The sequence below is a fragment of the uncultured Allobaculum sp. genome (genome assembly GCF_948576815.1).
GTDB classification, from domain to species: Bacteria; Bacillota_I; Bacilli_A; order Erysipelotrichales; family Erysipelotrichaceae; genus Allobaculum; species Allobaculum fili.
In genome coordinates, this window is sequence record NZ_CAPAEZ010000073.1 from 1 (window position 1) to 12,908 (window position 12,908).

Annotated in this window: 10 protein-coding genes, 1 tRNA gene and 1 other RNA gene; 7 read left to right on the plus strand and 5 right to left on the minus strand. The window is 52.0% G+C overall.

Annotated features, from left to right (window positions below; all coding sequences use genetic code 11):
• Positions 1–158 precede the first annotated feature (158 nt).
• From Q2J39_RS09155 to Q2J39_RS09165, 3 genes are all read right to left on the minus strand, one after another.
• Positions 159–1,313, minus strand: a complete 1,155-nt coding sequence (locus tag Q2J39_RS09155; protein WP_230267510.1) for an MGDG synthase family glycosyltransferase — start codon at positions 1,311–1,313, stop codon at positions 159–161.
• Entirely contained in the window at positions 1,301–1,924 is a 624-nt protein-coding gene (locus tag Q2J39_RS09160) for a glycerol-3-phosphate acyltransferase (RefSeq protein ID WP_288340269.1), read from the minus strand. The genes Q2J39_RS09155 and Q2J39_RS09160 overlap by 13 nt, the downstream gene beginning before the upstream one ends.
• A gap of 180 nt (positions 1,925–2,104) precedes the next feature.
• Positions 2,105–2,180, minus strand: a tRNA-Asn gene (locus tag Q2J39_RS09165).
• 751 nt (positions 2,181–2,931) lie between these two features.
• On the opposite strand from Q2J39_RS09165, the gene Q2J39_RS09170 reads away from it, so the two are divergent.
• The 5 genes from Q2J39_RS09170 (at position 2,932) to Q2J39_RS09190 (ending at position 8,339) form a co-directional block, all read left to right on the plus strand.
• Positions 2,932–3,966 (plus strand): Cof-type HAD-IIB family hydrolase, encoded by a 1,035-nt coding sequence (locus Q2J39_RS09170; RefSeq protein WP_230267512.1) that lies wholly within the window; start codon positions 2,932–2,934, stop codon positions 3,964–3,966.
• Positions 3,967–4,188: 222 nt separating this feature from the next.
• Positions 4,189–4,773, plus strand: coding sequence for a manganese efflux pump MntP family protein (locus Q2J39_RS09175; RefSeq protein ID WP_288340270.1), 585 nt, complete (start codon positions 4,189–4,191; stop codon positions 4,771–4,773).
• Positions 4,774–4,989: 216 nt separating this feature from the next.
• Positions 4,990–5,910, plus strand: a complete 921-nt coding sequence (locus Q2J39_RS09180) for a calcium/sodium antiporter (protein ID WP_288340271.1) — start codon at positions 4,990–4,992, stop codon at positions 5,908–5,910.
• A gap of 172 nt (positions 5,911–6,082) precedes the next feature.
• Positions 6,083–6,622, plus strand: a complete 540-nt coding sequence (locus Q2J39_RS09185) for a nitroreductase family protein (protein ID WP_230267515.1) — start codon at positions 6,083–6,085, stop codon at positions 6,620–6,622.
• 316 nt (positions 6,623–6,938) lie between these two features.
• Entirely contained in the window at positions 6,939–8,339 is a 1,401-nt protein-coding gene (locus Q2J39_RS09190) for a hypothetical protein (RefSeq protein WP_288340272.1), read from the plus strand.
• Positions 8,340–8,405: 66 nt separating this feature from the next.
• On the opposite strand, the gene Q2J39_RS09195 is transcribed toward Q2J39_RS09190, so the two are convergent.
• Together Q2J39_RS09195 and recU are read right to left on the minus strand one after the other, a co-directional pair.
• On the minus strand, positions 8,406–11,051 hold the full coding sequence (locus tag Q2J39_RS09195; protein ID WP_288340273.1) for a transglycosylase domain-containing protein: 2,646 nt from the start codon (positions 11,049–11,051) through the stop codon (positions 8,406–8,408).
• A gap of 3 nt (positions 11,052–11,054) precedes the next feature.
• Positions 11,055–11,669: a Holliday junction resolvase RecU gene (recU, locus tag Q2J39_RS09200; RefSeq protein WP_288340274.1), complete on the minus strand. Its 615-nt coding sequence runs from the start codon at positions 11,667–11,669 to the stop codon at positions 11,055–11,057.
• A gap of 269 nt (positions 11,670–11,938) precedes the next feature.
• Here recU and Q2J39_RS09205 point away from each other — a divergent pair, with 269 nt between their 5' ends.
• Positions 11,939–12,394, plus strand: coding sequence for a DivIVA domain-containing protein (locus Q2J39_RS09205; RefSeq protein ID WP_230267519.1), 456 nt, complete (start codon positions 11,939–11,941; stop codon positions 12,392–12,394).
• Positions 12,395–12,438: 44 nt separating this feature from the next.
• An RNA gene (gene rnpB / locus Q2J39_RS09210) (RNase P RNA component class B) lies at positions 12,439–12,799 on the plus strand.
• Positions 12,800–12,908 lie beyond the last annotated feature (109 nt).

Genomic DNA, 12,908 nt, shown 5'->3' on the forward strand with positions numbered 1-12,908 from the left:
AATTATCCCAAGGAGGCGGTCGAGAAAATACCCGTCTTTTATTTGACGCTTACCAGTAAAACGGGTCTTCCGCGCGATACTGCACATTTCCATATACAGACAGACAAAGGCGGATCCTCCAGATAAAGGGAGGATCCGCCTTGATTTGAAAATGAACGTTATTCGGCAAGTCCGGGAAGAAAAGGATCGGACTGCGGATTCATGGACGCAGCCAGTTCGCACCAGTCGCCAAGCCGTCTGGAAATGCCGGTAAAAAACGGGTCTGGCGGCGTATTTTCGGGACGGTGATGTTTCAGCATGTGTGCGGCTAGAGAAGCGATCTCGTCGTTTGTACGGGCGTAGCAGGCATAGCCGTGACGTTCGAAAAACTCCGCGTTCTGTGTTTCACATCCTGGAATCGCAAACGCAAGCAGCAGCGGCGTTCCGGAAGCGGCCGCTTCGGTAATGGAAAGGCCGCCTGGTTTCGTAATAAACAGATCCGCCAGCTGCAAGTACTGAAAAATGTTTTTCGTAAAGGCCACCGGGGAAATGGATGGATCGTTGAACTTTTCGATGCGGCGATACAGTTTCCGGTTGTTGCCGCAAAGCACGAGAATGTGCAGATCCGGCTGGTCTTCAAGCAGCGGCTGCAGGGAAATGAGCATGGGCCAGAGACCTTTAATGCCCATCGATCCGCCGCCGACTAAAACGTAGCGTCTGGAAGGACTCAGCCCTAATGCCTTGCAGGCTTTATCCCGGCTGGTGCGCAGATCGAACTTGCGATCGACGGGAATGCCGCAGGGGATCATGCGGGAGTGATCGACGCCTTCCTGAAAGAAGGTCTCCACCAGATCGGGATGGGGAATGGTCATCCAGTCCGTCTGAACGTCGCTTTCAAAGGGAATGCACGTATAGTCGGTGGGAATCATTACGCTAGGCGGAACGTGCAGACCATGGTTTTTCAGCCAGGTGAGCATGAGTCCCGGATACGGATGCGAACACAGGATAAGATCGACTGGATGTTCGCTCAGCCAGCGATGCAAAGCCAGAGCGGTCTTTTTCTGGACCGCCAGAACGGGATTGGGCAGGCTGAAGTTTCGCTCGCCTTCTTCGTACAGGCGGCCGAGTTGATAGACGGCGCCAAAGAGATGCGGCGAAAGCTGCACCATGGAAACGTAGGCGCTGCCGACGCGCCTGGCCATCTGCGGCGAGCGCAAAGAATACGGGTCGAAGAAATGTACGGTCCAGCCGCGCGCCGTGAGTTCGTGGACCATAGCGTGTGCGGCGGAATTGTGACCGCCGCCGGTCGAACAGGACAGAATCAGCGCTTCCATAAAAAGCTTACCTCCATATCCGGCCGGGCTTCTTTGGACAGGCCGAGTCTTGCGAGTACAGAAACTGAAGTCAGAGCCGCTCCACCGACTAAAACGGAAGCGGCCTGCAAAGCCAGACACATGGGGGCGTAAAGAATAAAGACAAGCCCCGTCATGTAGAAATTCGGACGAATTCGAATGACCAGCGTAAAGGTCAGAAAAAGCACGATTAAAGCCAGCGTGGGCAGAAAGCTCACCTGACCGGCCCATACGCCAAGGGCGGAGCCAAATGTGGCGGCGATGCCTTTACCGCCGCGAAAACGATAGAAAATGGGGAACAGGTGTCCAAAGACCGGCGCCCACATGACCAGCATCAGACTGCAGGGGATCAGGGCGCATTCTGGCGTGCGGGTGTACAGATAAACCGGAAGGAAGGCTTTGCCCAGATCGCCGAGCAGAACGAACAGACCGCACCAGAACCCGCCTTTTTCAAAGGCGTTGAAGGTGCCGGGATTGCCGTCCTCGGTTCCCAGGGTGGCGTCTTTTTTCGCAAACAGTGCCGAGTAAAGGTGAATATAGAGAATGCTCCCGGAAAGATAACCGAACAGCAGATAGGCGAATAGTGTCATCATGATTCTCTATATTATATCGAAAAGCCCTTCAGGACCTTTCAATCATGCCAAACGATTTTGTGAGATTGCCTATCGCATTGGATTTACAAAAAAGTTACGCACGAAAAAGGAGAAGCCAAAAGCTTCTCCATCAAAAAATCGCATAAAAAAAGCGGAGGGTTAGCTCCGCGATTGATCAAATGGCGCCTGAAACAAGACTCGAACTTGTGACCTGCCGGTTAACAGCCGGATGCTCTACCGACTGAGCTATTCAGGCATTTGATCTTGGCTCATCAGCGGCTTTTTCAACCCGCTCCCTGAGCGCAAAGATAATTTATCATTTTCCCCTAACCCCGTCAACAAATTTCATTCAAAAAATTTTAAATTCAGATTTAAAAGTATATGTGGGTCAATCAAAAACCGGAAAAATCCGATGGGTATAAGGGATTTCGCCATAAACGGTCCTCAGAACAAACCAGAAAAAAGTTTTCCACAAGGTCCGGATAAAACAGAAATGAGGCTCTCTGGACTCTATACGGGCATCCAAATGCAGAAGAAAATTTCAAAAAATGGAAATTTTCTCCCGAGAAACGCGTTCCACTTCAGAAAAAAAGCCGATCCGGGAGGTTCAGGAACAAAATCCGGCTGCAAAACCAGACGCTTGAACCGTCTGCAGCACCGAGAGGAACAATGCAAGCGTTAAACCGAACCTCAGCAGAAAGGGAACAGGCTTCAAAGTTCGGTCGCTTTGGGAATGCGATAAGATGATCAGTGTATTTTGATATTGGATCCATCGCCTTAACCCCCATGCGTTTTTCTGGAATGGCTGCACATAGAATGAACCGCGAGAAGCAATACCAGAGAAGCAATACCAGAGAAGCAAAATGGGAAAAACAAAACGGGAAAAGCTGTGCAGAAAACACGGCGGGAGGCGACAGGCAAAACAGTACGTGATGGAACAGAAGCCGTACGGGACGAAATAAACGAAACAAACAGCACGAGATAATACAAGAAGGCAGGGGGAAAGTATGTTCACAAACACAGACAGCACAAAAATGAAGGATGCAAAGACTTTAAGCGAGACGTCTTCTCTTTTGAACAATTTGAAAGAGATCCAGACACTCGCTGCATCCTTGCCCGCAGACCGTCCCGATCCGTCGCGGATTCGGGCCGTTATTATGGATATGGATGGCACGCTGCTCAACGCGAAAGAAGAAATCTCCCCCAAAACCCGTGCGTATCTCATTGGGCTGGAACAGGCGGGCATCCGTCTGATTCTGGCTTCAGGGCGCAGCTATAAGCGGCTTCTTCGCTATGCGAACGATTTGAGAATGGACGAATACGGAGGACTGCTCATTGAAGTGGACGGCGTCGCTCTATACGATCTCTCTGCAAAGGAACGTACCAAATACCACGAGATGTCTTCGGAAGAAATCCGGGAGATCTACACGTGGCTGATCGGACAGAACGCGGAAAGCCAGGCCGTATTTGACGACGGCATGTTTGTCTATTTTTCTCCGGCGATACGGGAACATAAAATTTTGCTGCGCGGGGAAAATCATCTGGATGACGACTATCCCTGGACGGCAGGGCCATGGAAATGGCTGGCGGACATGCGCGACGGCTATCCGGAAATTCATTACGTAAAAAGCGCCGAGGAAATTTTCAAGCCCGTCAACAAGCTGCAGATCATGCAGGAAGAACAGCCGCTGATCGAACTCTTCGAACGGATGCAGGCGCGCTTTGGCGATCGGTTTTCGATTTATCGAACGACGCCGCGTCAGCTTGAAGTGCTGCCTCTGGGCTTTTCGAAAGGCGAAGGCCTTCGCCGGCTGATGGAACGGGAAGGCTGGCAAAGCGATCAGGTCATCGCGTTTGGCGATGGGGAAAATGACGTCTCCATGTTTGAAACCGTGCCTTTTTCCTTTGCAATGGGCAATGCGAAAGACTTCGTAAAACAGCAGGCGTGGGCTGTAACGGATTCCAATACGCAGGACGGAATTCGAAAAGCGCTTATGGCGCTCGGCCTGCCCGCAAACACGAAAGCCCATACCAAAAAATGAAAGCGGACTCTGCGTCTGCGCACGCAAATCGGCTTTGTTTTAAGCCTTTTTGAATTGTGTACTTCCCGATCGGAGTAAGCGCGGACAAATCATTTGAACGATCGAGAACGACACGTTCGAAGATTTCGTGGGGTATAATATTCCGGCTTAGCCTTCCTGCCGGACAGTTCTGGCAGAGTGGAAAAGACGGTCGGCGATTTCAAAACGGAAAGAAGGAATTACATGAATCTGGTAACGGTCATCATTATGTCTGCGGCACTTGCCATGGACGCCTTCGCTGTTTCGATTTGTAAAGGTCTGGCCACAAAGCATGCCGACGGGAAAGTCATGCTCGCCTGCGCCTTGTGGTTTGGTCTGTTTCAGGGCCTCATGCCGGCTCTTGGCTACTTCTTCGGCGCGATGATTGTCGGCGCCGTACAGTCGTTCTCGAGCTGGATCGCCTTTGGCCTGCTGGCCTTCATCGGGATCAATATGATCCGTGAATCCGGAAAGGAAGAAGATACCGATTCTTCCATTGAAACCGGAGAAATGTTCATGCTGGCGATTGCGACGTCGATCGACGCGCTCGCTGTCGGCGTTTCCTTTTCGATGACGCCGGTAGAAATCGTCGCCGCATGGCCGGTCTGGGCGAATGCGATGCTTGCCTGTGTGATCATCGCGATTGTCACCGGAATCTTCTGCGCCTTCGGCGTATGGCTCGGTTCCGCCGCCGGAAGTCACTTCCAGAAAAAAGCCAAAATTGCGGGCGGTCTGGTTCTGATTCTGATCGGCGTACACATTCTGCTTTCTTCTTACGGAATTCTCTGATCGCTTCGCAGGACCTCGTCCGACGGGCATCCAGGCGGAAGAAGAGGCAATTTGAAAAGAGAGTAGAAAGTTAAGAGCGTTGAAATGGCAGAACGGAAACACCGCAGGCGCGGCAAACCGAAATCTGCCGTTTTTACGTCGTATGACAGTACATACAACAGTACATACGACAGACCTGCGTCCAAACCGGAGCATGGTTTTTAAGAAAGGGTATCTATGGCTTATTTATGGCTTATCGTCGGCTTCGTCCTGCTGATTAAGGGCGCCGACCTGTTTGTGGACGGCGCAAGTGCCGCCGCACTGAAAATGAAAGTTTCGCCGGTTATTGTCGGTCTGACGATCGTCGCACTGGGCACCTCGCTTCCCGAAGCGTCCGTGTCCATTTCGGCGTCCATTGCCAACAGCAACGCTCTGGCAATTTCCAACGTACTGGGATCGAATATCTTCAATACGCTCGTCGTGGTCGGCGCCAGCGCGGCAATTACCCCGTTTGTCATCCATAAAACGGTTCTTCGCCGGGATATGGGCGTCAACATTTTCTGCTCGCTGCTTCTGCTTCTCTTCCTTCTCGGAGGAAACCTCAGCCGCGTAGAAGGCATTCTTTTTCTGATCATCCTGGCGATTTATCTTTACGTGCTGATCCGGGACGCGAAAAAGAACCCGGTCGAAGAAGACAGCAATGAAAAGCAGATGCCGACCTGGAAAATTCCGGTTCTGCTTCTGATCGGCATTGCGGCCATCGTTCTTGGCGGCGACATCACCGTCGACAGCGCCAAGGAGATCGCGGCGAGTCTGGGCATGTCCGAAAACCTGATCGGTCTGACCGTCGTTTCGGTCGGAACGTCGCTGCCGGAACTGGTTACTTCCGTGACCGCGGCGAAAAAAGGCGAAAGCGGCCTTTCGATCGGGAACGCCATCGGCTCCAACATTCTCAACATTCTTTTCATTCTCGGCGCTTCCGCGACGATCTCGCCGCTTAGTGCAGACATGTTTAACGTGATCGATTCCGCCATTCTTCTGGCCGTCGCCATCGGAATGTTCGCACTGTGCTGGTTCTCTCCAAAACTCAATCGAACCAAAGGCATCTGCATGATCCTGGTTTACTGCTGTTTTGTGGCCTATACCATCCTGCGCTGATCCATTCTTCTCGTTTTGCATCGAATGAAATCGAGATCCTGCTACAATTTCTGGTAAAGCAGGATCTTTTTTTCGCTCCGCACTTCGGTGTCTGAAGGAAAAGACATCATGCAGCAGCGGCCTAAAAATACAGGCGCCAGTACGGCTATCCTGCATCAGAGGAGAATTTTCCATGAAATTTGATAAAGTACTCGAAAATCGTCGAGCAATCCGCCGCTATAAAAACGAACCGATCGACCATGAGGACATCCGCAGAGTTCTCAAGGCCGCCATTCTTGCGCCAAGCTGGAAAAATTCGCAGTGCCCGCGCTGGTATGTGGTCACCAACGATCAGCTGCTCGCAGAGCTCCGGGAAAACGGTCTTCCGGCTTTTAACGCGAAAAACACGGAAAACGCCCCGTGCCTGATCGTCGTATGCTATGAACCGCGAAAAAGCGGCATGGGCAATGACGGCGAATACGCCAATGCGATCGGGGAAGGCTGGAGCTGCTTTGACTGCGGCCTCGCGGTAGAAAACCTCTGCCTCGAAGCGAAGCGTCTCGATCTCGGAACGCTCATCATGGGGATTTACAACGAACAGGCCATTCGTCAGGCGCTCTCTATTCCAGGAGAGCTCAAAATCATGTGCGTCGTCGCTTTAGGAAAACCGGATATCGATCCGGAAATGCCAAAGCGAAACAAGCTGAAGGATGTCGCTGTCTTCAAGGACTGATTCCTCCCGGACACTTAATCCTGCCCATTCCAGCCGCTGAATCCGCTCGTTCTACAGAAAACACACCAGCAGAAAACACAAATGGACAAGGCACGCCGCGCGGAACGCTTCTCGTTTGGCACGGAACGGCTTTGTCCTTTTTCGTGTTCTGCGCTTTCTGGATCTGAGCTTTTTTCCTTTCTTTTTCATGATCAGGTGCTGTCCAGGCTTTGTGTGCGTCGTTTCAAACAGGGATAGGGAATAGACGAGATTCTCGCTACAATAGAATGCACAGGCCCGCAGAACCCTTTAACCGGAGAAAGGAGGCGAGGAGCGCGTGAAGAAACAGAACGTTCTGAAACGGACCGCCCAGTCGATTCGTCATTTTTTTGAACATATCCATTCGTATTGGGAACTCCGGAAAAATCGAAGAGAGTACGGGGCGATTGAGTCCAACGCGACGATTCGAGAAATTCACGCGTTTGATCGCGTTCAGCCGGGCGATCTCGTCTACTGTGAAATGCCCATGAGCGACTGGGCACTTGCGGATGTCCCCAAAGGCCATCGCTGCCGTCCTTACCTGATTCTGGCCAAAACCGAAGACGGCCTGATCGGCTGTCCTTCCTCGCACAAGCGCCGAAAGAAAATTTCCAGCTGGGTCCAGATGGAACTGAAACCGGAAGATTACGATCAGTTCATGCTGTTTGGATCCCGTTACCATGCGCAGGGCAGCACGTTTGTGGATCTGAGCCACTGGGAGGAAATCCCGGCGCGTAAAGTGCTCTCTCTTTCCACCAGCCTGAAAGAATCGGATCGACGCATTGCCGATCGAATTCTGCGCATGGTCGGCACTCGAAAAGTCAGCACGCAGAAAAGAAAAGGAAGTCCGAAAGAGGAAGAAACTGTCTGGCAGATTTCCGCGCATCCCCAGTCCAGAATTCCAGGGGATATTGTTTCGCTTTCTTCCGGGGAGCCGTTTCTGATCAGTACGGTGGATCAGGATACAGCCTGGGGCTATCGGCTTTCTTCCCCCAGACAGTCTCAGCCCGATTCCAAGGTGCTTTCCATCGAGAGCATCAATCATTACTTCTTCCCGTTCGCGTCCCTTCAAAAAGAGAAGCTCGAGCAGCCGGAGCAGTATCCGCTGATCAGCTTCTGCAAAACCTCTACGCTCCTGCAGAAAGAAAAGGAGCTCAAAGCGCGCAAGGCACAGGACGAGCAGAACGAAAACCCGGCTCGCAAAAAGACCGGTGCGGCTCCCGCGTTTGCCCGCAAGGAACGAATCCGGATCACCCGTCAGTGCGGCGGGATCTTTCAGGATTTCTTCAGCGAAAACGAATACGTGTACATGTGGACGTATAAGCAGAGCGAAAAGTATCTGGATCTCGACGAGTTTTATGACGGCAACGTGGTGATTCGTGAAATCGAACGAAATCGTCTGACCGAACTGGGAATGCTCATTGCGGACGACATTTTTGAAGAAGTACTCGATACGCTTGTAAAGCGCCGCTCACTCAGTGAAGACGAGGCACAGCTGCTGCGCGAAAACTTCTACAATCCGCCAGAAGCCGAAGAAGAGGCGCCAGCGGATTTAACCGACCTGACGGAAGAGAAAACGGAAGATGGCGTAACGGAAGAGCCAGGGATAGCGCAGGCCGAAGCACAGGAGATTCCAGAACCAGAGACAAATCCAGATCCGGATACGCAGACCAAACCGCAGCCAGACAATAAGATATGAAAAAACGGATAGATCGCAGAGATCTGTCCGTTTTGATTTAATGCGTTTGTCTTTGGCGACGGGTTTCTAGAGCATCGCTCTCTGACTGCGTTTCAGGAAAAACTTTGGATCCGCCGGCGTGAGCGAGGAAATCTCAAAGGTCAGCGCACTGTTCGCTTTGCGGCCGAGCGTCTGATAAAACGTTCCGCGGGCCGCATAGGCGGTACCGTTTGAGGATGTCGTGCTTTGCGGAGCTACATCCGGGGTGTCCGTTGGCGGAACCTGCGTTCCAGGATCATTGCCCGGATCATCTGGCGGCGTGCCTGGATCCGTTGGCGGGGTCGGAATGCTGGGATCATCGCCCGGATTCTGACCTGGAGGCGTCTGATTGCCGGGATCCTGATTGCCGGGATCCTGATTGCCGGGATCATCAATTGGAAGATCCGGATCTTCGGAAGGTACTTCGGATTCTACATCCGGTACGCAGGCGTTGTTGTTGAGCTTATAGCCGTCCGGGCAGGAGCAGGCTCCGTTATCAAAGGAACCGCCGCTGGCGAGGCAGGCTTTACGGTTGGCTTCAAGAAGCTGGTTGGTGTAGCTGTCGCCGGCATCCGGATCGCCTTTTTCAAGGAATTCGGTTTTGATCAGACCGCCTTTGTAGTCGGAAATCTGATCCGGACGCTCGATTTCATGGTAGTTGCCGTTTGGCGCCAGGTAATCGAGCATGTAGCGGTTGATGTGGAAGGCCGGTGCGGCTTCGAGTTCGGTCCAGCCCATGTAGTAGCCCTGCATGAAGTAGGCAGGCAGATAGCCGGACCATGTCGCAATCGAATACGTTGAGGTGTAGCCGATGGACCATTCGTCTTTCATAACTCCGGCCGGGATGCCGTACTGGGCCCCTTCTTCTTCCCAGGAGGATGTACCGGATTTCGCGTAGGCCACATAATCCGGGCTGCCGAGGATTTCGTTGTAGTTCTGATAGCCGCCGTAAACAACTTCCTTGAGCAGCGTGCTCATCATGTAGGCGGCCTGTGTGGAAATCAGTTCGTATTCAGTCGAATCGCCGCTGATTTCCATGTTGTCGGAACGGCGGATGATTCGTCGGATCCGGTGCGCGTTGATTCGGGTACCCTGGTTGGCAAACATCGAGTACGCCGAAGCCATCTGGGTAGGGGAAGCGTACATGTCGGCACCGCCGATCGAATACTGCGGGGCGAAGAGTTCGGCGGTTCGCTCATCGAAGCCGAGCTTCTTACAGAAGTCTACCCAGTAATCCGTACCGGTCGCGTCGACAAGATCGATCATCGCTGCGGCGGCGGTGGTGTTTTTCGAAACGCCCAGCGCTCTGGCCAGCGACATTTTCCCATCGTATTTTCCGTCGGAGTTTCGCAGGTTGGATCCGCTGTGCCAGTAGTCTTCCGGTTTGTCGTCCACGATATGGGCGGTTGACCAGCCGAGAATATCAAAGGTTGAGCTGTAGGCGAGCAGCGGCTTCATGGCGGAACCCGGCTGACGGGTGTTCATGGAGTTGTCCTGCTTAACCGATACCGAATCGGAATGGTAATGACGGCCGGCACCGACGGCGATAATTTCACCGGTGCTGTTGTTGATGATCGTCGTACCGAAGTCCATCATCTCGTTCGGGAAGGCGACGACTTCGCCGTTCATGATCTTATCGAGCTCGCTTTGCGCGCCCTGATTCAGAGCGGTGTAAATGTCCATCGGGATAATGGCCGGGTCCTGACCGGTCAGGCTCTGTGCTTCCTGAATGACCTGGTCAATGTAGGCCTGGTTCGGGTCAACGGAAATGGTTTCGTGATAGTTCAGCGCGAACGCCAGATCTGCGTTCTTTTCGAGGTTGTATTCCTCTTCGGTGATGTAGCCGTGGTTGAGCATCAGCTGAAGCGTCGTGTTTCTTCGCTCCTGTCCGGCGGCGAGATGGTCGATCGTATCGGTTTCATCCGACGCGTTGTGGATGTTGTTGAGCGGGTTGTTGGTAAACGGCGCGTTGATGCTTCCGGCAAGGAAGGCGGCTTCGCCAAGGTTCAGCTGCGAGACATCCTTATCGAAGTAGTAGCGCGCGGCTTTCTGTATACCTCGTGTGTTGTTTCCGGAACCAAACCAGATTCGGTTCAGGTAGAACTCCATAATGTCTTCCTTGTCGATGGTCTGTTCCGCAATGAGAGCCAGGTAGATTTCCTGGATCTTCAGCTTGATTTTATCGAGGGTGGAAAGCGAACCTTTTTCCGCTTCCAGCTTGGCTTCCTGGTTTTTGGTGAAGGCGTTGTCGATCATCTGCATGGTCAGTGTCGAACCGCCCTGGCCAAGACTTCCGCTCTGCAGGTTGGAAAGAGCGGCTGCCGTGAAACGCGGAAGGTCAAAACCGTTATGAGTAAAGAAACGGGAATCCTCTACCGCCAGGAAGGCGTCGATGACATTTTGCGAAAGCTGATCGTACGTAATGTCGTCGCGGATTTCGGAACCAAATTCATAAAACATGTTTCCGGAATCATCAAAGATTCGGGAGTTGGATAATGTGGACAAGCCGTCCTTGGAAAAGCGCATGCCTTCCGGGTCGTTAATAATATTGACGAGCACGAAGAAGACCGAAACGCATCCGACCAGAAACAGGGTCAGAACGGCGATCGCGATCTTGTTCCAGGCATCGAGCGTTTTTCGCGGCTTGCCAGTAGGGCGGGCGGAAGGTTGGCGCCCGTGTTGCTGCTGTGCCATTTTCTATTTGTCTCCTTTCAAAGGGGTTTCCATATAATAAGCTGCATATTTCTCGTCGACTGCAGACAGGTAGTCGACTCTTGGATAAAGTCCTTCTTTAAGCAGAATCCCATTCTGTTCAAACCATGAAACAGGAATGGATTTCGCCTGCGTCTGCTGGTGTGCGGCGATCAGATCGCCGGCATCGACCAGATACGTTTGCATCAGACTTGTAAAGCGTACAATAAAAAAACCGATCCCGCCCTGTTCCTGAACACGCTGAAGGTGTTCAATCTGATGTTCCTGGACGAGATATTTAGGAAAGCTTGTACGGTTCTGCGTCTGTTTGGCTTCAAAGTCTATGTATCTTCCTCGATAGAGACCGTTGTAGTCGGTCGTGGAGGGCGTTCGATAGTAGGCTTCCGTGATTTTCGCACGGCCCCGGCTGGGGTAGTCCACATGGACGACCTGTACAGGGGTCGGCTTTTTATAGATCAGGGCCCGCTTCATCTCCCGGTAGTACAGATTGGAAGCGTTGAGATCGTCTTCCAGACTGGACCCCCGGTCTGCATGGTTGTCGCTCATGCGGCGCACGCCCTGCGCCTTGTGCATTCCGGCGGGATATTTTATCTGACTCATCGTCTGAATTATATAGAAAAACCATGGCGCTTTCAACGAACCAGACGGCTCGTCCCGTTCCATGCAAAAAGACATATTCAGGATATTCCCGCTTTATTTAAAGGATATTAAGTGTTTGTTTTCGTTTTCTTAAATTCGGCTTTCACGAGCGTAAGACGATGGAGTCACATATTGTGAAATTATACTATAAAATCACAAGAAAGGAACCTTAAGGATTGAGGTGTTTCTTTTCATTTGATATAATGACAAACGCAATGGAGGAAGTTCACATGGCATTCAGATTAACCGCCCAGCAGATTTACGATAAGGAATTCCCGTCCAAGGAAAAAGGCTACGACGCCGATCAGGTTGACTCGTTCCTGGACGATATTATTGAAGATTATCAGGATTTTGATGATCAGAGCAGAGAACTCTCCTCCGCACTGATTCATTCCAACGAACGCGTGGTCCAGCTTGAACAGGAAAACAAGGACCAGGCCGCAAAACTCGCCGACCTTCAGGAACAGCTGAAGGCGCTCACGGAACAGGTGGCAAACCTGACCGCGGAAAACGAAGCGCTCTCCAGCCAGGCCCAGGAAGCCAAAGAGCAGGCGGAAGCCAGCGCCAAGGCGCTTGAAGAAGCTAAAGCGGCAGCCGAAGAAGAAAAAGAAGAAGAGAAAGCCGAACCGCTCACGCTCGAAGAGCGCGTAGCCCGTCTGGAAGCGGCTGTATTCGCTTCGCACTAATTTTAATTTTAATCGATTCTTTGAATCGACAAATGGTTCTGAACAGAACGACGCAGCTGCTGGCAGCCTGACTGCCAGAGGAAAGTCCATGCTCGCACAGTCTGCGATGACTGTAGTGTTTGTGCCAGCCGAATCAATAAGACTGGGGTGTTCGCAAGAACATACGGCTGTACGGAAGCCTAAAAAAGGAATCCTCCTTTCATGGCCGACGTCTTTAAAAGTGCCACAGAGACGAAGCTTTTTCGGAAACGAAAAAGGTGGAACGGGTAAACCCCTCAAGCGAGAAACCCAAATTTGGTAGGGGAACTGTCCGAGGCCAACTGAAGCCAGAGACAGATGCGTACGCATAGATAAATTGCTGCGGCTTTTTGCTTTCGCGAAAAGAACAGAACATGGCTTATGACTTTTGCTCAGACGTTTGTACGTCCGGATTCGTCCGGGCGTTTTTTTATGCCTTCTGCACAATGCTGTTCACTTAAGCTTCACAAGTGAGCAGTGCCTTGCCTTTCTAGTT